A 21,644-nucleotide genomic window follows, 5' to 3' on the forward strand; every position below is an offset into this window, starting at 1 on the left:
TTTTAACAATGGATATTTATGGCTAAGCCTTCAATTTTTCTTGATTTCAGCCTGCTGAAAAACAACGCCGCGTTTCGCGCCATCTTCTGCGCTCGCATGCTATCCGTGTTTGCGCTGGGCATGCTGGCAGTGGGTGTACCCGTTCAGATTCAAGCCATGACCGGCTCGACCTTACAGGTTGGCGTGGCCGTGATGCTCGATGGTATCGGCATGTTTATTGGCCTGCTGCTCGGCGGGGTGCTGGCGGATCGCTACGATCGCCGCAAACTGATCCTGTTTGCGCGTGGCACCTGTGGCATCGGTTTTGTGCTGCTGAGCCTGAACGCGTTTAGCCCTGCCCCTTCATTGTGGGCGCTCTATTTCCTCGCCTTCTGGGATGGTTTTTTTGGTGCACTGGGCATGACGGCGCTGATGGCGGTGATTCCGTTAATTGTGGGACGCGAGCATCTGGCGGAGGCCGGTGCGTTAAGCATGTTAACCGTGCGGCTGGGTGCGATCCTGTCTCCGGCGCTGGGTGGCATGATTATCGTGGCGGCAGGTGTTGGCTGGGCGTTTGCCGTCGCCGCCCTCGGCACGCTGGCGACGCTGATCCCGCTGGTGCGGCTGCCCGCGATGAAACCTGAACAGGAAGAGCCTGAACACCCTTTGCGCGCGCTCGCCAGCGGCATTCAATTTGTCTGTCGGCACAATGTGGTGGGCGCTGCGGTGCTGGTGGGTTTGCTACTCAGTATGGTGGGTGCGGTGCGCATTCTTTTCCCGGCGCTGGCGCAGGTGTGGCAGGTTGATGCCTCAGCGCTAGGGTTAATGTACTCCGCCGTGCCGCTCGGTGCGATGATCGGCGCGTTCACCAGTGGCTGGGTGCGACAGCTGTCACGACCGGGTCTGGTGTTGCTGGTGAGTGCGTTGGTGGCATTTGGCTGCATCGCTTCTCTGGGTCTTTACAGCCAACTGATCCCGGCGTTGCTGGCATTGGTGGCTTATGGCTACAGCAATGCCATCGCGTCCCTGCTGCAATTCATCCTGATTCAGCACCACACGCCGGACGCTCTGCTGGGTCGGGTCAACAGTCTGGGCACCGCGCAGGATGTGAGTGGCGATTCGCTGGGTGCATTAGGACTCGGTGCATTGGCACGTGCGCTGAGCGCGCTCAACAGTGTGCTGTGGTTTGGGGGCGTGGCTGCAGGTTTACTGCTGCTGATCGCGCTGGCCGTACGCGGTTTGCGCACGGCACAGCTGCATCATGAACCTCCAGCCGCTGAGCAAGCTGCCGCTTAGTGTACGAACTGTCGTTCGATACTGTTGAGTATATTGCTACCTGTTAGTGCACGAACTGCCGCTCAATACTGCTGAGCATGTTGCTGGCGCTATAGTAATCGAGGCGGAAAGTGTCGTTACCCATGGCAAAGATGTCGTGATGCTGCACCGCGGGTAAATACGCGAGGAACGGATTCTTCGCCACCTGCGGCACGGTTTTATCATCGGCGGCAAATAGCAACAGCGTATTCCCGGTAACGCCATCCGCCATCGTCTCGCCGTTAAGTTGGATGATGTCGTTGCGTTTGCCCATACTGGTACTGCCCTGCAGACTGGCAGGCGGCATCGCCAGCGTGAAGCCCAGAGCCTTGAGTAGCTCTCCCTGCGCCGAAGCCGGCGTCCATACATTCATCCCGCGACCATCTTCGTAATAAACAATCGCTGAAGTGGGCTGCGGCGGCAGGGTAATTTTGCTGCGCAGCGACTCAACGCGTTGGTCAAACTTTGCAATCACCTGCTTCGCCTCCGCTTCGTGGCCAGTGATATGACCCAGCTGCAACGCCAGCGCCTGCCAGCTCTTATCGCCGTAATCAACCACCAGCACAGGCGCGATGGTTTTCAGCTGATCGTAGAGTTTCAGCGCGGAGTCTCCACCCGTGGCAGCAATGACGATCAGGTCTGGTGCCTCCGCCGCTATCGCTTCTGCGTTGGGCTGGGAAACATACAGCGGCTTGACGTGACGGGCTTTGGCGACCTCCCCCCATTGGGTAAAGAAGCCTTGATCGTCGGAAACGCTGCTGTTGCGGCTGGTGGCGCCCGACCCAATCAGCGGCGCGTTAATCGCCAGTAAGGTGCCGCTTAATGTCACGCTGGTTGAAACAATGCGCTGTGGCGGCTGTTGCAAATTGAACGGCCCCTGCGGTGTGGGTATTGTGCGTGGCCAGCGGGCTGCGTCTTCAGCGGCAAGCACGGGGTTAAACAGCGAGGTGAGGCAAAGCAGTAAGGCCATTACGGGCAAACGCATCAGGTTATCCATCACTTGATAATTGAGAATGGATATCATTATCAAAATGGCGATATGGTGCAAGTTGATTTGGTGGCGAGGAGTTATTAAGGGGGCGATTAGTGATGGGTAAATGTATTGCGGGCCAGCAAATTAGCCAGCCCGCACACCGGTTACTGCTCCAAAGAATAACGTGTCATCGGCGCCACATCTTTGATCAGCCCGTTGGCTTTCATGTATTCACCAAACGCCTGATAACGTGCTTTATCAAAAGTCGCGCTGTGCCCATCAAACAGCGGCAGCGTTGCTTCCCATGCCTGATGATTGAGTTTGGTGTTCAGCTCAGGATACTTTTTGATAAACGCCTTCCAGGCTTCTTCCGGATGCGCACGCAGCCACACAACGCCAGCATCCAGACCGCGTAAAAATGCGGGGATGCGCTTGTCCTGCGCCGCGCGCTTGTTGTTCGCCAGAATAATCAGCTCATCATAAGCGGGCACACCGTAATCTTCGGGTTTAAACACGACGGGCTTCGCGCCCTTATCCTGTAGATCGATCAGCTCGTAATTGCGGAAAATGGTCATCGCGCCATCGATTTTGTGCGTCAGCAGCGCCGAAGTGGAATCCATATTCAGGCTGATCAATTTCACCGAATTAACATCCACTCCCTGCGATTTCAGCATATTGCGGATCGCCACATCTTCCGATCCTGGCACCGCATAGCCCAGCGTTTTGCCGGCTAAATCCTTGAGCGAATGGATATCGCCGGACACGGTGGTCAGCGTATTCAGCGGTTGTCCAATCAGCGTACCCACGCGAATCACCGGAACATCCTTGTCTACCAGCGTGTAAAGCTGTGGCTGATAGCTGATTGCCAGATCGGCTTTGCCTGCCGCCAGCAGCAGCGGCACCGATGCCGAATCAGCCGGGGCGATCATCTCGACATCCAGCCCTTCTTTCTTGAAAGCGCCGCTGTACTGCGCGGCAAAAATGGCTGCATGGTTGGGGTTCACAAACCAGTCGAGCAGCAGGCGAACTTTTTGTTCGGCGTGCGCGCTGGTGGTCGCCAGCAGCAGCAAAGCGGTAATCGCGTTACGTAGGGTGTTCAAGGGACGTCCTTATGTTGAGTGCCAGAGAAATTTTTTACGCAGCATCGCGACGCCGCCGGAGAGCAGCAGCGCCAGCATCAATAACAGCAACAAAGCAGCAAAGCTGGTGGCCGTTTCAAGCCGGGCGTTGGATTGCATCATCAGATAGCCCAGCCCTTCGCTGGCACCAACCCATTCGCCAATCACCACCCCAATCGGGGCCAGCACCACCGCCATCTGCAAACCGGAAAAAAACTGCGGGAGCGCTGCGGGCCAGCGCACGTGCCAGAAAATCCGCGCACGTGAAGGATTCAGGGTGCCCGCCAGTTCCAGCCAGCCAGACGGCGTACGGCACAGGCCATCAAATAGCGACAGACACAGCGGGAAGAAGACGATTAATGCCGCGACCACCACTTTGGAGGCGATGCCAAATCCCAGCCACAGCACCAGCAGTGGCGCCAGCGCAAACACCGGAATCGCCTGGCTGGCGGTCACGAGCGGAAACAACACGCGACGCAGAGTCTGGCTGCCCGCCATCAGAACCGCCAGCATCACGCCCGTCCCAACGCCAAGCAGCAGCGCCAGCACAATCTCTGCCAGGGTAAACAACGCGTGATGTGCCAGCAGCTGGCGATGCAGCCATAATGCCTCCAACACCGCCAGCGGCGAAGGCAGCAAAAAGTCAGGCACGCCATGGTGCCGCGCCAGCAGCCAGCCACACAGCAGCACCGCGATCAGATAGATCGCGCTAAACAGTTTTTTCATCTTGATTCAGTCGGGAAAAGAGTTCGCCCTGCGCCTGTAACAGGCGAGGGTCATCAAGGGATCGGGGAGCATCACCCGCAGGCACCGACCAGCTTTCAACCGCTAACGGCTGGCCATGCAACAGCACGATGTCATCGGCCATTCGGCAGGCTTCGAGCGGATCGTGCGTAACCAGCAGTACCGTTTTGTCCTTGAGCAGCGTGGCGGTCAGGGTTTGCAGGCTGAGTTTGGTCATCACATCCAGCGTGGCGAAGGGCTCATCCATCAGCACCACTTCGCGTTGGGCATACAGTGTACGCGCCAGTGCGACACGCTGCCGCATCCCGCCTGAAAGCTTATCCGGTGCGGCTTGCGCCACCTCACTCAGCTTCACCTGCTCAAGCAGCGCCAACGCACGCGCGCGGTCCGGTTTTTCACCGTTGAGCCGTGCGGAAAGCATCACGTTTTCCAGCACCGTCAGCCACGGATACAACAGATCCTGTTGCCCCATCCACGCCACCTTGCCCGGTAAGCCGCTGATATCGCCCTGTTGCGGCTGTAACAAACCCGCCACCAGCCGCAATAAGGTGCTTTTCCCAATGCCGCTGCGCCCCAACAGCACCGTGGTTTTACCGCTGCGCAGTTGCAGATTGAGTTGCTGGCACAGCGCCTGTTCACCCCAGCTAAAGGTGATGTCATTAAATCCGATTGAATTCATGGTCGCCTTGCCGCCAACATCGCCAGACGGGTAAACCCTCGCGCTTCCAAATCAGAAGCCGCCTGTGCCGCACGTATTCCGCTGGCACAGACCAGTACAATGCGTCGATCCTGTGGCGGCTGCCATTCGGCTATGGCCTGCGGCAGAATGCGTTGGACGTTGTGTGCCACGCTGACGGGGGCTTCTTCCACACTGCGCAACTCGACAATGCAATCCTCTTTCGTCAGCAGTTGCTCATCGATAAAGGGCACGCTGTTTTCTGGCTCTTCTGCACCGTCAAAACGAAATGCGCGCACATGCCAGTTGATGAAGTCACAGTTGATGACGCTGCCGAGCGGTGAAGGTCGCAGATCCAGCAGTACGCTCAGTGCCATCTGAGCCTGCATTGCACCCAAAGCCGCCACCGCCGGTCCCATCACGCCTGCGGTGTTGCAGTTGGCTGCGGAGGCGGGTAAGCGGGGAAACAGCGCCCGATAGCTCGGCGCGCTGCCGCAGAAGCCACCGACGTAGCCCTGACGACCTAATACTGATGCACTGATCAAAGGAATCTGCGTTGTCAGACAGGCGTCAGAGAGTTGATAGGTCACCGCGAAGTTATCAGCGGCATCAATCACCAGATCGATATCCGTCAGCAGGTGCGGCAGATCGCTGGCGCCAATAGCGCGTGGCACGACCTCTATCTTCACATCGGGATTACGTTGCAACAGCGCCTGTTGCGCGCACGCTGCCTTGCCGTGACCAATGTCCTGCATCGTAAACAACGTCTGGCGATGAAGATTGTGCAAGGCCACTTCATCGTCGTCACACAGGCGGATAAAACCGACGCCTGCGCCAACCAGCTGCGGCAGTAACGTAGCGCCCAATCCGCCGGCGCCCACCACGCATACCCGAGCAGCCGCCAATTTTTGCTGACCTTCGACACCGATTTCCGGCAGCATCATCTGCCGTTGATAGCGCTCCATGATGGCTCCTTAACTCAAACTCGCCAGACCGAAGATCGGTGTTGAAACTGCCGCCATATCCCGTTTTTCCATCAAACCAGCGCTACGCGCGGCCTGCCCCGCTTCAATCGCCAGACGGAAACCGTTCGCCATCGCAATGGGATCACCCGCCTTGGCCACAGCGGTGTTGAGCAGGATGCCATCGAAGCCCATCTCCATCGCCTGTGCGGCCTGTGATGGCGCACCGATGCCTGCATCAATTATCAACGGGATGTCGCTGAACCATGCCCGCATCGCGCGTAGTCCTTCAATGTTGCGCAGCCCCTGCCCGGAACCGATCGGCGCGCCCCACGGCATTAGCAGTTCGCAACCCGCTTCCAGCAGCTTTTCACCCACGATCAGATCCTCGGTGGTGTACGGGAAGACCTGAAAACCGTCCGCACAGAGAATGCGTGCCGCTTCAACCAGCGCAAAAGGATCAGGTTGGAGCGTGTCGGCATGGCCGATCACCTCCAGTTTGATCCACGAGGTATTAAACAGTTCGCGCGCCATCTGCGCGGTGGTCACCGCCTCTTTCACCGTGTGGCAGCCTGCGGTATTCGGTAGCACGCGAATATCCAACCCGGTTAGCAGCTCGCGAAAAGCCGCGCCCGCCGCACCTTCACGGCGCAAACTCACGGTGATGATTTCCGTGCCAGAAGCGGCAATCGCCTGTTGCAGAATCGCCGGTGATGGGTAGCCCGCGGTGCCAAGCAGAAAACGTGACTGGGGAGTGAAATCGTAAAACATACGTCAACCTCCCTGCATCGGCGATAAAACTTCTAACTGGCAGCCTTCTTCCAGCTGCTGGCTGCTGTACTGACTTTTAGGCACAAAGTTGCCGTTAAAAGCACTGGCAACGCAGCTAGCATCAATTTGCTGCTCGATCAGCAATTCGCTGAGCGTGCTGGCCTCGGTGCGGATCGTCCGGCCGTTAAGCTGAATGTTCATAGGATTGTTCCCCGAAAAGGCGCTGCATCAGCTGTTCTGCCATCATGGGTGCCAGCAGAAAACCATGGCGATACATGCCGTTAAGATAATAAGTGTCGTTTTGATAATGGATTTCTGGCAGGTTAGCCGGATAAGCCGGGCGGAGTCCGCTGCCGCTTTCCACCACGCGGGCTTCCGCCAGAGCAGGATGTATCGCGTAGGCCGCGCTGAGCAGTTCCATCATGGCGCGCGCGCTAATGGCGCTGGCATCGTCGCTTTCCACCATAGTGGCACCGAGCATGAAATGACCATTGCGGCGCGGCACCAGATAGCAGGGAAAGCGCGGATGCAGCAGGCGAATTGGTCGCGAAAAGTGCACTTCATCGCTGTGCAGGATCACCATTTCACCGCGCACCGCACGCAAGCGCGGTAGATCGGTTTTAGCATGCATGCCACGACAATCAATAATCCGGCCAGAGGGTTGTTGTGCATCGAAACGCACACCGCGCTGTAACAGCTTTTCACGCATTTCAGTGAGCGCCAGACGCGGATCAAGATGCGCTTCTTCGGCAAAAAACAGCCCGCGTGCAAAGCGGCCTGCCAGCAGCGGCTCAATATCACCCGGATCGACCCATTGATGCTGTTCAGTCATGCGCGCAAAACGGTTGAGTTCCTGGCTATCGCGCGGCGGTGCCACCACCAACGTTCCCTGATGCGCCACACTGCTGACGCGCTGTTGCCACCAGGCCGCAGCATGCTGTCCAAGAGCGATCACTTCTTGCGGGGCACTTTCAGACTCACACCAGGGTGCCAGCATGCCGCCAGCAAACCAGGAGGCAGGCTTGCGGGAGTCCTCGCCAATGACGTCGACTTCTTCACCGCGTTCCGCCAGTAGCGTGGCCACGCACAGGCCTGCTACGCCGCAGCCTAATACTGTCCAGCGGCTCACCGCAGGTAATCCGGGATATCAAGGGAATTCACATCGGCCTCTCAGTGTTGACTGAGACCCGCAGATACAGGAGGAGGGAAAGGGCGCAAGCGATCCTCTGCGCCAGACAACGTACAGGATACGCTGTCAGTCTTCCTACGCCAGTATCAACTGGGTCAGGTTCAAAGGGTCGCTAAGCCGCGCATTGCGCTTTTAGCCTCTCAGTCTCTTTGGCGAGACTCCCCCGACGCGTCTATTTGTATTGCAGGCGCCGTTCGGCGTCAAGCGTGGATTTCGTTATGCGATAAAGGCATTTATCGCTACGTGCACGTTCTGGATCGAAAACGTAACATATGGTATACAAAGGCATTATTGCTACTTTTCAAGCGCAAAGAAATTACAGGTGATGTTGGACTCATTATGAAAAATATTAGAATTGCCTTTATTAAAGCCGGTTGGCACAAAGAAATTGTGCACAATGCTTTAGTGGGTTTTGAGCAAGAATTAAAAACACAGAACGTCGAAGCCGAATTAAAAGTACTGGAAGTACCTGGTGCATTTGAAATGCCGCTGCTGGCAAAACGTTTAGCAGAAACCGGCAAATACGATGCGATCGTTGCTGCGGCGCTGGTGGTTGATGGTGGTATTTATCGTCACGACTTCGTGGCTGCCGCTGTGGTGGATGGCCTGATGAATGTGCAGCTGACCACCAATGTGCCTGTATTCTCAGTGTCACTGACGCCACATAATTTCCAGCCAGTTGATGTGCTGGAAAACTTCTATACCGAACACTTCATCAAGAAAGGCAAAGAAGCCGCGCGTGCTGCGCTAGCGATTCATAATTTGTCGATTGATTAATTCTCTCTCAGGAACACTTCATTATTCGCGATGAAGTGTTCTTGCTCTCAATAATACTCCCCTGCCCTTAAGAACAATATGTTCTACGCTATTTCGAAAATCGCATAAGCCACTTTCATTATTCTCCTCTGCAACTTCAACTTAAGTAAATTTTTGTCGTAAACAGCAAAAAGTGGACAAAAACACTTCACATTCATAGCATTCACTATAATGTATAGCACAGGCTATACTTCTCAGGGGATGACTATGTTGACCAGGCACGTTCTATCGGTGGTGATGCTTACGCTCTCGATGAGCGCTTCGGCATTTGCTGCCGACAAACTCAAAGTGGTCACCACTTTCACGGTGATCGCTGACATGGCAAAGAACGTCGCGGGCGATGCCGCCGAAGTGACCTCCATTACCAAGCCCGGCGCTGAAATCCACGAATACCAACCCACGCCGGGGGATATTCGTCGTGCGCAGGGAGCAGACCTGATTTTGGTGAACGGCTTTAATCTTGAACTGTGGTTTAGTCGCTTCTATCAGCGTCTGAAAAATGTGCCTGAAGTGACGGTAACAGAAGGAATCCAACCCCTGGGCATCACCGAGGGGCCTTACAATGGCAAGCCGAATCCGCATGCGTGGATGTCACCGGATAATGCACTGATCTACGTCGATAACATCCGTAAAGCCTTACAGAAATACGATCCCGCAAACGCAGCCATTTATCAGGCCAACGCCGAGCGCTACAAAGCGCAAATCCAGCAAACCCTGGCCCCGATGCGTGCCGCCATCGATCAACTGCCTGAAAATCAACGTTGGCTGGTCACCAGTGAAGGCGCGTTCTCTTACCTCGCGCGTGACCTGGGACTCAAAGAGCTTTACCTGTGGCCAATCAATGCCGATCAACAAGGCACACCACAGCAGGTGCGCAAAGTGATCGATGCGGTAAGAGCCAACCCGATCCCGACCATCTTTAGCGAGAGCACCATCTCAGCTAAACCGGCCGAGCAGGTGGCACGTGAAGCGGGTATCCACTATGGCGGCGTGCTTTACGTCGATTCACTCAGCAACAGCGATGGACCGGTGCCGACCTACCTTGATTTACTGCGTGTCACCACCGATACCGTGGCGAAAGGCATCACCGCCGGGAGCAAATCATGACCCTTAACGTGCAGGATGTCAGCGTGACCTATCGCAACGGCCACACCGCGTTGCGCCAGGCATCGTTTTCCGTGCCATCGGGCAGCATTGCCGCGCTGGTGGGCGTCAACGGTTCCGGGAAATCCACGTTGTTCAAAGCCATCATGGGCTTTGTGCCACTCACAACAGGCAGCGTGACGCTGGCGGAGATGCCCGCCAAAGCCGCGCTGAAACGCAATATTGTCTCCTATGTTCCACAGTCCGAAGAGGTGGACTGGAGTTTTCCAGTGCTGGTGGAAGATGTGGTGATGATGGGTCGATACGGCTATATGAACATGCTGCGCATCCCGCGTGCGGAGGACAAGCGCAGCGTGGATCAAGCGCTGGCTCGCGTCGGGATGCAGGACTTTCGTCATCGCCAGATTGGTGAACTCTCCGGCGGGCAGAAAAAACGCGTTTTTCTCGCGCGGGCACTGGCGCAAAGTGGGCAAATCATCTTGCTGGATGAGCCCTTTACCGGCGTCGATGTTAAAACTGAGGCGGCGATCATCGCCCTGTTGCAAGAGTTGCGCGATGAGGGCCGCACCATGCTGGTCTCCACACACGATCTCAACACTATTCCTGATTACTGCGACCGTTGCGTACTGGTGAAAAACACCGTGCTGGCCAGCGGTCTGTTGCGCGACACGTTCACCGCCGTCAATCTGGCACGTACTTTCGATGGTGAAGTGCAGCAGCGCAATGCCGCGTTATTACAGAAGATTGCCGCACGCCCGGGGGCGGATCATGTCGTGGATTATTGAGCCATTTGGCTATCAATATATGCTGAACGCGATGTGGATCGCCGCGCTGGTCGGGGCGATTTGCGCGTTTCTCTCCTGTTTCCTGATGCTCAAAGGCTGGTCGCTGATTGGCGATGCACTCTCGCACTCGATTGTGCCCGGTGTAGCCGGCGCCTATATGCTAGGGCTGCCCTTCTCGCTCGGCGCTTTTCTCTCGGGCGGACTGGCGGCGGGCAGCATGCTGTTTCTTAACCAGCGTACGCGCCTGAAAGAGGATGCGATCATCGGACTGATTTTCTCCTCCTTCTTCGGTATTGGTCTCTTTCTGGTGTCGCTCAATCCCACCTCGGTCAATATCCAAACCATCGTTCTCGGCAACATCCTCGCGGTGGCGCCCGCCGATATCTGGCAGCTCGGCACCATCGGTGTGGTGACGCTGACGTTGTTGCTACTGAAATGGAAGGATCTGATGGTGACCTTCTTCGATGAAAGCCATGCGCGTTCCCTTGGGCTGAATACTACCGGCTTGAAGATTCTGTTCTTTACCTTGCTCGCCGCCTCCACCGTGGCTGCGTTGCAAACCGTCGGTGCCTTTATGGTGATTTGTCTGGTTGTAACGCCAGGTGCCACTGCTTATCTGCTGACTGACCGCTTCCCGCGTTTATTGATGATTGCGGTGGCTATCGGCAGCATCACCAGCTTCCTTGGCGCGTGGAGCAGCTATTTCCTCGACGGCGCCACCGGCGGCGTGATCGTGGTGGCACAAACCGTCGTGTTCCTGCTGGCGTTTGTGTTTGCCCCAAAACACGGTGTGCTAGCCGCGCGGCGACGTGCGCGCCAGGCTCTGGAGATCAACGCCAATGATTGAATTATTGCTCAGCCCGTTTCAGTTTGAATTTATGAACATGGCGCTGATCGTCACGCTGATGTTGTCACTGCCTTGCGCCATGCTGTCCGCATTTCTAGTGTTGAAAGGCTGGTCCCTGCTCGGTGATGCCATGAGTCACGCGGTTTTTCCCGGCGTGGTGCTGGCGTGGTGGGTTGGCTTACCGTATGCGATAGGGGCATTTATCGCAGGCATGTTGTGCGCACTCGCCACCGGTTTTATCAGCCAGAACAGCCGCATCAAGCCTGATACGGTGATGGGCATTGTGTTTTCGGGGATGTTTGGTGCCGGGCTGGTGCTCTATTTGAAACTGAAACCGGAAGTTCATCTCGACCACATCCTATTCGGCGATATGCTGGGTATTGGCTGGGCAGATATCGCGCAAACTGCTGTGATTGCGCTGCTGGTGGTGCTGGTGCTGAGCGTGAAATGGCGCGATCTTTTACTCCATGCGTTTGACCCACAACAGGCGCGCGCTTGCGGTATAAACGGCAATTTGATGCATTACGGGCTGCTGTGTTTGATTGCGCTAACCATCGTTGCCGCGCTGAAATCGGTGGGCGTGATTTTGTCGATCGCCATGCTCATCGCACCGGGGGCGATTGCGCTGTTACTGGCGCGGCGATTCCTACAGGTGATGCTGCTGGCGGCGTTGATCGCCATTCTCACTGGCTTGTGTGGCGTTTACGCATCCTTCTTCCTCGATAGCGCGCCGGGCCCCACCATCGTGGTGCTGTATAGCCTGTTATTCGTGGTGACATTTGTGAGTGTGAGCTGGCGCGATAGTGAGAATCGTCGCGGCTCTGTGGCTGTTGAGGAATCCTCGGGGCGTTAACACGCCCCAGAATGGGGGGAAATTCAACAGTTTCACTAACAGGGATTGGCGAACGCCCTCAGACAGTTTGCATCCGTCGCTGATTTTGCAAATTCGTCGGCTCATTAACTATTTGGGTACGCCATCCTCGCGTTCATCTATCCCGATAGACAGCGTTCACCCCCGTTTTTGACTAACCCGCGTCGCGACATAACGCTATAGTGGCACTTCTGATTCACGACCTGAAACCGGCATGAAACTGACCCTCGACAACGATCTCACCGTACGCAAACTGCTGATTTTCACTTGCTACATGGAAACGGAAAACCTCGCCAGAGCGGCTGAAGCGTTAGGAATCAGCACCGTGAGTGTGCACCGTGCACTGCACACGCTCGAAGAGAGTTTGCGTTGCCCGCTGTTCGAACATAAAGGCCGCAACCTGGTGGCACTGCCTGCCGCCTCGACGCTGCTGGAATACAGCAAAGAAGCGCTGGCCACACTGAGCCAGGGCATTGATGAAACACGACGTACCGCAGGCATTGGCCTGGGGAATCTGCGGGTTGGCACCTTGTATTCTCTGTCGCTGGAAACCGTGCCGCGCCTGATCATGAAAATGAAGCTGCGACGCCCGGAGCTAGAACTCAACCTCACCATGGGTTCAAATGAATTGCTGCTGCGCGCGCTAAAAGATAATCAGCTGGATGCGATTATCATTTCTGTCAGCGAAGCCGAGATCGATGAAAAGATTTTTGAGCAGGTCGCGCTGTTTCAGGACGATATCTTTCTTGCCGTGCCCGCGGGTAACAGTGACCACAGTGAAAGAGATATCGACCTGCGCAGCTACAGCGATAAACCCTTTGTCTCGTTGGCAGAAGGCTTTGCTACCTTTGCCGGATTTCAGGAAGCCTGCCACGTAGCCGGTTTTGAGCCCAATATCGTCACGCGCGTGAATGACATTTTCTCGATGCTCAGTCTGGTGCAGGCCGGCATGGGCTATTCGCTGGTGCCGGGCAGGATGCGTAAGCAGTATGAAAACGATCTGCGTTTTCTGCGTTTAGCCGAGCCGTATCAAATGCGACAGCAGATCGCCATCGTGTTTCCGCGCAACCGTGAACATGATCCGAATCTGCTGGCACTGGTGGCTGAAGGGCGTATGTTCGCCCTGAGTTTGCAGGAAAAAGTTCAGCGTGCGAGCCGCTGAAACAAACGCAGCGCCACTTCAGCGCCGCTGCGCTCAAGGGCAATACACTCTCCCTGGCACTGCACGCTGCGCGTTAAGCCCGTCAGCACTTCACCGGGCGGCATTTCAACGACCAGACGCACTTCACGTTCTTTTGCCGCCACCATCGCATCATGCCAGCGCACGCTGCGCGCCATGTTCATCGCCAGATCGTCAGCAATACGCTCCGGCTGCCAGAGAACGCGAGCGCTGCTGCCGCTCAGATACGCTAATGGCGGACGCTGTAATCTGACCTTGTCCAGAGCGGCTTTGAGCTGCTGCGCTGGGCTATCCAGTAGCGCGCAATGTGAAGGCACGCTGATCGCCAGCCGCTGCGCTCGCTGTGCCCCTTGCGCCAGCGCTTGCTGCGCCACTGCGGCCATGGCACTGTCGCTTCCCGCTATCACTATCTGGGTTTCGGCATTGATGTTGGCAATGAAACTGTTTTGTCCATCTACCAGCGCTTCAACTTGCGCCAGCGTCATCCCACTGATGGCCGTCAAACCATAGCCCTGTGGATACGCCTGCTCCATGAGTTCACCGCGTAACGCCACAAGGTGCAGAGCATCGGCAAAATCCAAAACCCCTGCGATCACCGCCGCAGGATACGCACCAATCGACAGGCCACACACCATATCGGGCTGCACGCCGCGGGACATCAGCTGGCGTGCCGCCGACACACCCGTAATCAGCAGCGCCAGTTGTACCGCGCGCGTATGTTGCAGTGCGACGGAGGAATCGAGTTGCATCAGCTCCTCTCCCAGCACCTCATGTGCCACTTGCCAGGTCTCATCGCGCGCCAGCGACTGCAACATGCCGGGCCGTTGCGTGCCCTGCCCCGGAAAAGTGAACAGCGTTTTCATTTTATGTCCTCCGTCCAGGGAAGCGTTGTCAGGCGTGGACCGCGTGCGGTTTTCAGCAACACGCGCCCCTCGCGCAGCCACTCATTAAGCGCGAAGGCACCCACCGGCGTTTCCACCTGGGTATCGGCCCGACAGGGCAAACCTGACAGTTGTTGCTGCCAGGCCTTAACCTCCTCCGTCTGCAACGGCAGGGGTGCGCGAATTAACAGGTCGAGATCGCTTGTGGCATGCAGTACCGGCAATCCGGTCGCTAAGGCGAATCCCGTGCTACCGGTCACGCCCCACGACCAAGACCAGCGCTGCTGATAAAGTTGCATCACTGCCTCAACCGTAGGCAATGCGCGAAACACGGAATCGCTTGCGCGCGCCAGTAGCCCCTCCGGCGTATCAATGCGCAGCACATCCTGCCCTCGCACCCATCCCGCCGCCCGTTGATGGCGCGCACTGCCGCGCACGCCAATCGGAATGCGATCCTGCCGCATCACATCGCGCCGCACCACAACCGGCTGCTGAGCGTTCCACTGCTGCGCTACCCAGCTCTCCTGAATATCAAGCAGCGTGGCATCAGCGTGCAGCCAGAGCAGGTCGTGTGGGCGGATATTCATGATTACATTCCTGAAGTTAAGCTAATAAACAGCGGCAGTGACACAATCGACAATAGCGAACTGAGTAACAGCACCGCTTCTGCATCTGGTGATTGCACACCAAAGCGGTTACCAAACACCACACCAAAGAAACCGGCTGACAGCGCAATCATCAGAATCGCGGTAATCGCCACGGTGCCGTGCAGGCCAAACAGCATCACAATCCCCCACGCCAGCAACGGTTGGATCAGCAGTTTGGTGACGGTGGAACTGATCACCATGCTGTTGATCTTCAGCTGACGAGCCGACAGGATCACCCCGGTCAGGAACAGTGCGGCGGCTGTGGCCGCCAGACCGAGTGGTTTGATCGCGGCCAGCATCAAATCCGGCATTTTGATGCCAATCGCCGACAGCACCACGCCCAGTAGGGGCCCCAGCACAATCGGTTTTTTCACCGAGCGCCACATCAGCACCGGCAGCATCGCCAGCGTCGAGCGTTGTGTTTCTCCCGCCGAGCGCGCTTTTTCACGTTCGAGTATCAGCAGACAGAAGGGGGTCATCAGCACTGAACCGCAGGCAATGGAGACGGCAACAGAGAGTGATGTCGCCGAACCTTCTCCCACCACGCTGCCAAGGATGGGTAAACCCAGCGCCGCGTAATTAGGCAACGCCACAGTCAGCGTCAATACAGCCGCATCCTGTGGTGATTTTTTGAAGATTTTAGTGGCAACGAAATAGAGCACCGCATAGGCCACCCACATCGCCAGCGTCAGTACCACAATCAGCGGCATCTGCGCCACAATCCCGCTCCACGGCGTTTGCACCGTAGCGCTAAACAACGCGGCGGGCAGCGCAAAATCCATCACAAAAATATTGAGCAAAGAGACGTTCTTGTTATCAACCATTTTGGCTTTGCCGGCCCAGAATCCGAGCAACATGATAATGAAGATCGGAGCCAGAGCATGCAGAATCACGTAAGTCATAAATCACCTGTTTGTTATTAAAAGAGTGAGTACTGACGCGATGGTGTTGAATTTATCAGTTGCCGCAGAGGCCGGACGCCGCGTGCGCCCGGCATACTGACAGCCGGCAGGTTGATTTAATGCTTTTTATTATTAGGGTGTTACCAGCTGGCGCGCAGACGTTCGCGTACCAGCGCCGAGCTTTGACGATGGGGTGCCGCCAGGCGCGAACCCCGGCCAGGCACACGGCGCGTATCGCCAATCGCTTCCGCCAGCGTGGCTTTAACGCGCGTGACCTCTTCGGCCGTCGGCGCATCCGGATGGGTGATGTCCAGCAGCGACGACAACAGGCCGAGCGTGGCGTAATTACCGATGTCATAGGCCATTGGCGGCACGCTGGCGGCAAGTTTCTCCAGCGCCTCCACGGTGCGCAGGGTGATACGCGCCGCCGAGGCTTTACCCATGGCATGTACCTGCACCGCCGGATCGTTAAAGGCAATCAGTCGATTGGCCTGATAGCCATGCGCCAGAAATGCACCGGACATCGCTTTACCCACAATCAGCCCTATCACCGGATGCCCGGCCAGACGCGCTTGCGCATACGCACCGGCGGCCCCGGCCAATGCCTGATGAATACCAAAGCCCTCTTCACGCCGGCCATAAGCCTGACTCGGCACATCAATCACCGCGATAATCGGCCGTTTCACGGCGTTGGCAGCGTCTTCCGCGAGGGTTTCCTGCACCACTTTCGCCAGCGTCCAGCCCTCCAGCAGGCCCACTTCACCCTGCGCAGCGCGTGGATAGCGATTGTGCGCATCTGGAACGACAGCAATGTAACGGGCGGTTTCGCCATTGAGTTCGGCATCCGCGACCTGCACGGACGGGCAAAGCCCAGTGTGGCGGGCCGCTCCGGCGGTTAACTGGCTGAGCCACAGCTCACCCCGACTGTTGTGTGCGCTCATGATTTCACCTCCGGATGGAAGACCTGATGAATGATGGCTGTGCTGGCCTGTTGAGCGGTATCGAAGTGGCTTAAACGCTCAAGATAAAATGCATAGTTTTCGCTGCGCAGCTGTGTCGGAACCCCTTGTGCTAACGCGGCATCCACTGCCGTTTTCACCGCCTGCACACCGTCTGGCACCAGCGCATCGACCAGCCCGCTTTGATAGCGAATCTCGCCACCGGTCATGCTCCAGATGAACGGTCTGTTACGCGAGTCATACTCATCAATGCCCGCCTCCTGCTCAATCACCTGCGGGCCATTCAACCCCAGACGGGCTTCACGCGTCACAATCAGATGGCTGCACAGCGCTGCGGCAATCGACATCCCGCCAAAGCAGCCAACGGTCCCGGCAACAATGCCAATCACCGGGGTGTATTGACGCAGATCGACGATGGCGGCGTGAATATCCGCAATCGCCGCCAGCCCCAAATTGGCTTCCTGCAAGCGCACGCCGCCGGTTTCCAGACACAGAATGGCTTGCGTCGGAATGCCGTTGCGATTGTCTTCAGCCGCCAACTCCAGCGCACCGGCCATCTTCGCGCCGGAAACTTCACCCATGCTGCCGCCCTGGAAAGTACCTTCAATAGCAATCGCTACGGTAGGATTACCGTTAAGCGTGCCTTTCATCACTACCATGCCGTCATCGGCCTGCGGCACAATGCCCTGCTTTTCCAGCCACGGTGACATGACGCCTTCAAACGGATCGAGCAATTCGCGCGCGCTGCCGCTGTCCAGCAATGCCAGCGCACGCTGACGGGCGCGTAATTCAATAAAGCTGCTGTCATCACGCATGATTCACCTCCTCAAACACCTGTTCGATACGGATACGTGCGACACCCGGCGTGGCGCCGAAATCATGGATCACCAGCTGGCCCGCCGGTAGCTCGGTCAGTTCCGCCAGGCGGCTGAACAGTGCATCCCATCGCGCTTTGCTGTTATCCACCGAGGTGGTGATCGCCACGCTGAGCACGGCACTGCTATCCGCGCGGTACAGCACTTCCATATCACCCGATCCCACTACGCCCGCCAGCGCATTTCCGCTGAGCGTGCGACGTGCCGGGTAAGACAACGTTATCTTTTCCATAGCAACCTCTTAATCAATGAGTGGCGATGCTGACGCGATCGATAAACAGCGTGGCGGCGAGTAAATCAGCCGCGCCGCCGGGAGACGCATTCAGCGCCAGCATCGCGCTATCCAGTTGTTGTAAAGCCTGACGACCCGCTATGTGCGCAGTGCCACCCGCCTGTAACACCGCGTGCGCACCCTGTTGTAAGGTCAGCAAACCGTTCATGCCTGAACGGTTGAGCACGCAGGTGTCACTGAGCGAGGTGAGAATCGCCATCAACGCATCAAGCCGCGCCTCGGTTTCGTTGGCTCCAGATTCACGACTGCGCCATAACTGCGGCAGCGCCCGTTGTGTGATGTGCGGAAAGCCCTGCTGTGCCTCTTCACGTGCGCCTGGCACCTGAAAGCGATGCACCGCACGCAGCCCTTTACTAAAGGTTTTCGGGGCATGCCGATCCGGTAAGCAAGCCAGTTCAGCGGCGCGGGTACAGAGTTGTTCGCTGTTCGCACCACCGCTGTGCATCGCCGCCGCACTGACCAGCAGACCCAATGCCCAGATGGCGCCACGATGGGTATTCACCCCGTGGGTGGCAGCCATCATCTGGCGTTCTCCTTCGCGGCCCAGACGGCCAACGGTTTCGCGCAAAGCGATATCCGCTGGACGCTGCCAGCACTGTTGCGCCAGCGCATAAAAGGTCGGCGTCAGGCTGCGTGCAGAACGTTCCATTAGCGCCAGCGAGAGATCCTGATGCGCGCCACTACCGCGACGATCCACCAGCCCCGGTTTCGGCGTCAGGTTCACTTCTTCGATCAGGCAATCGGTGGCGTGCTGTGCCAGTTGATGCAGGCGGCTTTCAACCGATTGCGGCGCGAGTCGTTTCATTACCAGCTCCGGAATTTTGCCGGTGGGTTGTAAAGGCCATCAGACCATTCGACCAGGTCGGCCACGCTACCGGCCGCCAGCAGCGAACGCGTGGCATCCGCGCGGCGAATGCCGAGATCTTCCGGGAACACCACTTTGCCGCTGCGACGCAGTTCAGCGACGCGTTTGGCATCCACTCCCAGACCGATGTCGGTAATCCCGGCCACCGCCGCCACCATCGCCCGACGCTCTTCGAGATCCTGCGCGCGATACAGATAGGCAATGCCCTCTTCCGTCAGGACGTGCGTCACGTCATCGCCGTAGATCATCACCGGTGCCAGCGGCATCCCGGCATTTTTCGCGACCTCAATCGCATCGAGTTTCTCGACGAAAGTCGGCTTCACGCCGGCCTGGAAGGTTTCCACCATCTGCACCACCAGCTTGCGGCCGCGTTCCATAGCATCTTCGCCATTTTTCATCGCCAGCCAGGCGGCGGTTGCATGACGACGACCGTGCGGATCGTGGCCCATATTCGGCGCGCCACCGAAGCCAGAAAGGCGACCGCGCGTGACCGTTGAGGAATTTGCCAGACCATCGATTTGCAGCGTTGAGCCAATAAACATATCGACGGCATACTGACCCGCCAGCTGGCACATCGCGCGATTAGAGCGCATCGAGCCATCGGCTCCGGTGAAAAAGATATCCGGGCGCGCGCGAATGTACTCTTCCATACCCAGTTCACCGCCGAAGCAGTGCACACTCTCGACCCAGCCACTTTCAATGGCGGGAATTAAGGTGGGGTGCGGGTTCAGCGTCCAGTGTTTACAAATTTTGCCTTTCAGACCGAGTTGCTCACCGTAGGTTGGTAGCAGCAATTCGATGGCGGCGGTATTGAAACCAATGCCGTGATTGAGCGATTGCACCTGATGTTCGGCGTAGATGCCTTTTATCGCCATCATCGCCATCAGGATGTGTTCCTGTTTAATTAGTCGCGGATCGCGGGTAAAAAGCGGTTCGATAAAGAAGGGTTTGTCGGCAACCACCACGTAATCGATCCATGAGCCAGGGATATCGACGCGCGGCAGATCACACTCGTCATCCACCAGTTCGTTAACCTGCGCGATCACAATCCCGTCATGGAAAGCTGCTGCTTCAACCAATGCTGGCGTGTCTTCGGTACTTGGCCCGGTGTAGAGATTGCCTTTACGGTCGGCTTTGTATCCGGCGATCAGCGCGACATTCGGTGCGAGGTCTACGTACAGGCGGGAGTAGAGTTCGATGTAGGTATGAATCGCGCCGATTTCCAGCTGATCGTCTTCCAGTAGCTGCGAAATACGAAGGCTCTGCGTGCCGGAGAAGGAGAAGTCGAGCTTGCGGGCGATGCCTTTTTCGAAGATGTCGAGGTGTTCACTGCGGCCCACGCTCGGCATGATCATATGAAGATTGTGCACGACTTGCGGGTTGACCTCGGCCAGCATGCGTGAGAGGAAATCGGCTTGTTTCTGGTTATTGCCTTCCAATACGACGCGGTCACCTGGCGAGATTAATTTTTCCAGCATCTCGACCATGTGTTCAGTGGGTAACACCTTGCCCTGCACCGGCACGGACGCCTGCCGCCGCTGTTTTTCGATGCGGCGCGTATTCCACACTCGCGCCGTTTGTTGTCCTGATGACATGACTAACCTCCTGAATGAGCGAATATCTTGATGACGTCAATGCAGGAAAGTGTGGTCTTAAGCCGTTCAGCCATCAATCAACCTGAGGATGTGATCGTTAGCCTGAGAGTAATGATTGAGAGGACAGAAATTTGCGGTCGATCAACGATTAGGGGAAATTTATGTGAGTGGTGGAAACCCGACTTCGAAATTGGGGGAAGTAATGCCTATGCGGCTCACATGATTTTCTAAGCCCACTCACAAAAAATAAAGAAAAATGCATTTTTACATTGCAAGTTTAATGTATTGATTTATCGATGATTGTCACTATTTTTATTGAAGGTTATGATTCCCTATCACCTTATCTAATTTCGAGCGAATGAATGAATCGATATAACGTTTCAAATAGTGAGGGAAAATATGAAAATGAGTCTGGCGAGCAGGTATTGCTAAATAAACTGGGGATTGCCAATGCTGAAGAGATAGATGCCGCCGAGCTCGTATTACTAGAGCAGCTTTATCGATCAATTTTCGAAGAAGCATTTCCTATGAAGCAAATTGATGTTGCGATGATTAAATCCTGGCATCGTCGTTGGTTAGGCAACATATACGAATGGGCTGGGCAAGAGAGGACAGTCAACATCAGCAAAGGCGGCTTTATGTTTGCACCTTCCGCTCAGTTACCAAAACTGCTGAACGAATTCGACTCGAAGTATCTTACACAATTGACTCCATGCTCAAAGATGAGTGAACAACAACTCATTGAGGCCATCGCGATAACGCATGTTGAGATAATACTGATCCATCCATTTAGAGAGGGGAACGGACGATTAGCGCGACTTTTAGCCGATGTGATGGCAGTACAGGCCGGATTTAAAACACTTAATTATCAAAGCTGGGAATGCAATAAAGCCCAGTACATTTCAGCCATACATTCAGGTATGTCAATGGATTATGAGCCAATGAAACATTGGGTGCGTAAAGCATTGAAAAGCAACTAAGCCAGGCGAAGATGTGCGAATTTTTTTCGGGCTGCCTCGAGCGAGGCTTCAATTTTAGCGGATGGCTGACCTGTTTCCACCGCCGTAGACGTAGCGACAGAACGGGCAATATCCGCACGAGAGGGCTTCGCATAGGTGACCTGCTCATTTCGGTTATTACTCATCAAACCCTCTCTATTTGCTATTACCCACAGGATACAATTCAACATTCTATCAAGCTTTCAAAATAACATCACATTTTTCGATATTGTTTCATACGGCTTAGAAGAGCAAAAATCAGCAGATTTCTTGTATTGGATCTGTCGCGCCGCGGTAACGG

Annotated in this window: 24 protein-coding genes and 1 riboswitch; of the genes, 8 read left to right on the forward strand and 16 right to left on the reverse strand. The window is 56.2% G+C overall.

Going from position 1 to position 21,644, the window contains the following annotated elements; genetic code table 11:
* The first annotated feature begins 18 nt into the window (after window positions 1-18).
* On the forward strand, window positions 19-1,275 hold the full coding sequence (entS, locus tag VI01_RS17930; RefSeq protein ID WP_045816115.1) for an enterobactin transporter EntS: 1,257 nt from the start codon (window positions 19-21) through the stop codon (window positions 1,273-1,275).
* A 43-nt stretch (window positions 1,276-1,318) separates the two neighbouring features.
* Here the strand turns inward: entS and fepB are convergent, their stop codons facing one another.
* The 8 genes from fepB to VI01_RS17970 all read right to left on the reverse strand — a co-directional run bounded on the left by fepB (window position 1,319) and on the right by VI01_RS17970 (window position 7,666).
* A complete protein-coding gene (fepB, locus tag VI01_RS17935; protein WP_045816192.1) occupies window positions 1,319-2,278 on the reverse strand; it encodes a Fe2+-enterobactin ABC transporter substrate-binding protein in 960 nt (319 codons plus the stop codon).
* A gap of 152 nt (window positions 2,279-2,430) precedes the next feature.
* Entirely contained in the window at window positions 2,431-3,366 is a 936-nt protein-coding gene (locus VI01_RS17940) for an ABC transporter substrate-binding protein (RefSeq protein WP_045816116.1), read from the reverse strand.
* A 9-nt stretch (window positions 3,367-3,375) separates the two neighbouring features.
* The gene (locus VI01_RS17945; protein ID WP_045816117.1) at window positions 3,376-4,110 is read right to left on the reverse strand and encodes an ABC transporter permease; all 735 of its coding nucleotides are present in this window, start codon (window positions 4,108-4,110) and stop codon (window positions 3,376-3,378) included.
* Window positions 4,094-4,807 (reverse strand): ABC transporter ATP-binding protein, encoded by a 714-nt coding sequence (locus VI01_RS17950; RefSeq protein ID WP_045816118.1) that lies wholly within the window; start codon window positions 4,805-4,807, stop codon window positions 4,094-4,096. Before VI01_RS17950 ends, VI01_RS17945 begins: the two co-directional genes overlap by 17 nt.
* Window positions 4,804-5,769, reverse strand: a complete 966-nt coding sequence (locus VI01_RS17955) for a HesA/MoeB/ThiF family protein (RefSeq protein WP_045816119.1) — start codon at window positions 5,767-5,769, stop codon at window positions 4,804-4,806. The genes VI01_RS17950 and VI01_RS17955 overlap by 4 nt, the downstream gene beginning before the upstream one ends.
* Window positions 5,770-5,778: 9 nt before the next feature.
* Window positions 5,779-6,537, reverse strand: coding sequence for a thiazole synthase (locus VI01_RS17960; RefSeq protein WP_045816120.1), 759 nt, complete (start codon window positions 6,535-6,537; stop codon window positions 5,779-5,781).
* Between the two features lie 3 nt (window positions 6,538-6,540).
* The gene (thiS, locus tag VI01_RS17965) at window positions 6,541-6,738 is read right to left on the reverse strand and encodes a sulfur carrier protein ThiS (protein ID WP_045816121.1); all 198 of its coding nucleotides are present in this window, start codon (window positions 6,736-6,738) and stop codon (window positions 6,541-6,543) included.
* A complete protein-coding gene (locus VI01_RS17970) occupies window positions 6,722-7,666 on the reverse strand; it encodes an FAD-dependent oxidoreductase (RefSeq protein WP_045816122.1) in 945 nt (314 codons plus the stop codon). Before VI01_RS17970 ends, thiS begins: the two co-directional genes overlap by 17 nt.
* A gap of 115 nt (window positions 7,667-7,781) precedes the next feature.
* A riboswitch (TPP riboswitch) is annotated at window positions 7,782-7,901 on the reverse strand.
* A gap of 164 nt (window positions 7,902-8,065) precedes the next feature.
* On the opposite strand from VI01_RS17970, the gene VI01_RS17975 reads away from it, so the two are divergent.
* From VI01_RS17975 to VI01_RS18000, 6 genes are all read left to right on the forward strand, one after another.
* Window positions 8,066-8,503 (forward strand): 6,7-dimethyl-8-ribityllumazine synthase, encoded by a 438-nt coding sequence (locus VI01_RS17975; protein ID WP_045816123.1) that lies wholly within the window; start codon window positions 8,066-8,068, stop codon window positions 8,501-8,503.
* Between the two features lie 276 nt (window positions 8,504-8,779).
* Entirely contained in the window at window positions 8,780-9,649 is an 870-nt protein-coding gene (locus tag VI01_RS17980; protein ID WP_369801884.1) for a metal ABC transporter substrate-binding protein, read from the forward strand.
* Entirely contained in the window at window positions 9,646-10,431 is a 786-nt protein-coding gene (locus VI01_RS17985; RefSeq protein ID WP_045816125.1) for a manganese/iron ABC transporter ATP-binding protein, read from the forward strand. The genes VI01_RS17980 and VI01_RS17985 overlap by 4 nt, the downstream gene beginning before the upstream one ends.
* Window positions 10,415-11,278, forward strand: a complete 864-nt coding sequence (gene sitC / locus VI01_RS17990) for an iron/manganese ABC transporter permease subunit SitC (RefSeq protein WP_045816126.1) — start codon at window positions 10,415-10,417, stop codon at window positions 11,276-11,278. Before VI01_RS17985 ends, sitC begins: the two co-directional genes overlap by 17 nt.
* Window positions 11,271-12,131: a metal ABC transporter permease gene (locus tag VI01_RS17995; RefSeq protein ID WP_045816127.1), complete on the forward strand. Its 861-nt coding sequence runs from the start codon at window positions 11,271-11,273 to the stop codon at window positions 12,129-12,131. Before sitC ends, VI01_RS17995 begins: the two co-directional genes overlap by 8 nt.
* 232 nt (window positions 12,132-12,363) lie before the next feature.
* Entirely contained in the window at window positions 12,364-13,311 is a 948-nt protein-coding gene (locus VI01_RS18000) for a LysR family transcriptional regulator (RefSeq protein WP_045816128.1), read from the forward strand.
* Here VI01_RS18000 and mdcH read toward each other — a convergent pair.
* The 8 genes from mdcH to mdcA all read right to left on the reverse strand — a co-directional run bounded on the left by mdcH (window position 13,293) and on the right by mdcA (window position 20,345).
* Window positions 13,293-14,192 (reverse strand): malonate decarboxylase subunit epsilon, encoded by a 900-nt coding sequence (gene mdcH, locus VI01_RS18005; RefSeq protein WP_045816129.1) that lies wholly within the window; start codon window positions 14,190-14,192, stop codon window positions 13,293-13,295. The genes VI01_RS18000 and mdcH overlap by 19 nt on opposite strands.
* A complete protein-coding gene (locus VI01_RS18010; protein WP_045816130.1) occupies window positions 14,189-14,797 on the reverse strand; it encodes a malonate decarboxylase holo-ACP synthase in 609 nt (202 codons plus the stop codon). The genes mdcH and VI01_RS18010 overlap by 4 nt, the downstream gene beginning before the upstream one ends.
* Window positions 14,798-14,799: 2 nt before the next feature.
* Window positions 14,800-15,759: an AEC family transporter gene (locus VI01_RS18015; RefSeq protein WP_045816131.1), complete on the reverse strand. Its 960-nt coding sequence runs from the start codon at window positions 15,757-15,759 to the stop codon at window positions 14,800-14,802.
* 140 nt (window positions 15,760-15,899) lie between these two features.
* The gene (mdcE, locus tag VI01_RS18020) at window positions 15,900-16,700 is read right to left on the reverse strand and encodes a biotin-independent malonate decarboxylase subunit gamma (RefSeq protein WP_045816132.1); all 801 of its coding nucleotides are present in this window, start codon (window positions 16,698-16,700) and stop codon (window positions 15,900-15,902) included.
* Complete coding sequence (locus VI01_RS18025) at window positions 16,697-17,533, reverse strand: biotin-independent malonate decarboxylase subunit beta (RefSeq protein ID WP_045816133.1); 837 nt, start codon at window positions 17,531-17,533, stop codon at window positions 16,697-16,699. The genes mdcE and VI01_RS18025 overlap by 4 nt, the downstream gene beginning before the upstream one ends.
* Window positions 17,526-17,825, reverse strand: coding sequence for a malonate decarboxylase acyl carrier protein (gene mdcC, locus VI01_RS18030; RefSeq protein ID WP_045816134.1), 300 nt, complete (start codon window positions 17,823-17,825; stop codon window positions 17,526-17,528). Before mdcC ends, VI01_RS18025 begins: the two co-directional genes overlap by 8 nt.
* 13 nt (window positions 17,826-17,838) lie before the next feature.
* Window positions 17,839-18,690 carry a triphosphoribosyl-dephospho-CoA synthase gene (locus tag VI01_RS18035; protein ID WP_045816135.1) on the reverse strand — a complete coding sequence of 284 codons (852 nt, stop codon included), beginning with the start codon at window positions 18,688-18,690 and terminating at the stop codon, window positions 17,839-17,841.
* Complete coding sequence (gene mdcA / locus VI01_RS18040; protein WP_045816136.1) at window positions 18,690-20,345, reverse strand: malonate decarboxylase subunit alpha; 1,656 nt, start codon at window positions 20,343-20,345, stop codon at window positions 18,690-18,692. Before mdcA ends, VI01_RS18035 begins: the two co-directional genes overlap by 1 nt.
* 362 nt (window positions 20,346-20,707) lie before the next feature.
* On the opposite strand from mdcA, the gene VI01_RS18045 reads away from it, so the two are divergent.
* Entirely contained in the window at window positions 20,708-21,325 is a 618-nt protein-coding gene (locus VI01_RS18045) for a Fic family protein (protein WP_045816137.1), read from the forward strand.
* Window positions 21,326-21,644: the final 319 nt, after the last annotated feature.

Source organism: Pantoea sp. SM3 (assembly GCF_000963995.1).
In the GTDB taxonomy this organism is placed as follows: Bacteria; Pseudomonadota; Gammaproteobacteria; order Enterobacterales; family Enterobacteriaceae; genus Pantoea; species Pantoea rwandensis_B.

Coding starts and splice junctions, on each gene's coding strand:
- VI01_RS18015 (WP_045816131.1), bottom strand. CDS start 15,759: ATGACTTACGTGATTCTGCATGCTCTGGCTCCGATCTTCATTATCATG.
- VI01_RS17980 (WP_369801884.1), top strand. CDS start 8,780: ATGCTTACGCTCTCGATGAGCGCTTCGGCATTTGCTGCCGACAAACTC.
- VI01_RS17945 (WP_045816117.1), bottom strand. CDS start 4,110: ATGAAAAAACTGTTTAGCGCGATCTATCTGATCGCGGTGCTGCTGTGT.
- VI01_RS17985 (WP_045816125.1), top strand. CDS start 9,646: ATGACCCTTAACGTGCAGGATGTCAGCGTGACCTATCGCAACGGCCAC.
- entS (WP_045816115.1), top strand. CDS start 19: ATGGCTAAGCCTTCAATTTTTCTTGATTTCAGCCTGCTGAAAAACAAC.
- VI01_RS17950 (WP_045816118.1), bottom strand. CDS start 4,807: ATGAATTCAATCGGATTTAATGACATCACCTTTAGCTGGGGTGAACAG.
- VI01_RS18035 (WP_045816135.1), bottom strand. CDS start 18,690: ATGAAACGACTCGCGCCGCAATCGGTTGAAAGCCGCCTGCATCAACTG.
- mdcH (WP_045816129.1), bottom strand. CDS start 14,192: ATGAAAACGCTGTTCACTTTTCCGGGGCAGGGCACGCAACGGCCCGGC.
- fepB (WP_045816192.1), bottom strand. CDS start 2,278: ATGCGTTTGCCCGTAATGGCCTTACTGCTTTGCCTCACCTCGCTGTTT.
- VI01_RS17960 (WP_045816120.1), bottom strand. CDS start 6,537: ATGTTTTACGATTTCACTCCCCAGTCACGTTTTCTGCTTGGCACCGCG.
- mdcA (WP_045816136.1), bottom strand. CDS start 20,345: ATGTCATCAGGACAACAAACGGCGCGAGTGTGGAATACGCGCCGCATC.
- VI01_RS18045 (WP_045816137.1), top strand. CDS start 20,708: ATGAATCGATATAACGTTTCAAATAGTGAGGGAAAATATGAAAATGAG.
- mdcE (WP_045816132.1), bottom strand. CDS start 16,700: ATGAGCGCACACAACAGTCGGGGTGAGCTGTGGCTCAGCCAGTTAACC.
- VI01_RS17975 (WP_045816123.1), top strand. CDS start 8,066: ATGAAAAATATTAGAATTGCCTTTATTAAAGCCGGTTGGCACAAAGAA.
- mdcC (WP_045816134.1), bottom strand. CDS start 17,825: ATGGAAAAGATAACGTTGTCTTACCCGGCACGTCGCACGCTCAGCGGA.
- VI01_RS17995 (WP_045816127.1), top strand. CDS start 11,271: ATGATTGAATTATTGCTCAGCCCGTTTCAGTTTGAATTTATGAACATG.
- sitC (WP_045816126.1), top strand. CDS start 10,415: ATGTCGTGGATTATTGAGCCATTTGGCTATCAATATATGCTGAACGCG.
- VI01_RS18010 (WP_045816130.1), bottom strand. CDS start 14,797: ATGAATATCCGCCCACACGACCTGCTCTGGCTGCACGCTGATGCCACG.
- VI01_RS18025 (WP_045816133.1), bottom strand. CDS start 17,533: ATGCGTGATGACAGCAGCTTTATTGAATTACGCGCCCGTCAGCGTGCG.
- thiS (WP_045816121.1), bottom strand. CDS start 6,738: ATGAACATTCAGCTTAACGGCCGGACGATCCGCACCGAGGCCAGCACG.
- VI01_RS17955 (WP_045816119.1), bottom strand. CDS start 5,769: ATGGAGCGCTATCAACGGCAGATGATGCTGCCGGAAATCGGTGTCGAA.
- VI01_RS18000 (WP_045816128.1), top strand. CDS start 12,364: ATGAAACTGACCCTCGACAACGATCTCACCGTACGCAAACTGCTGATT.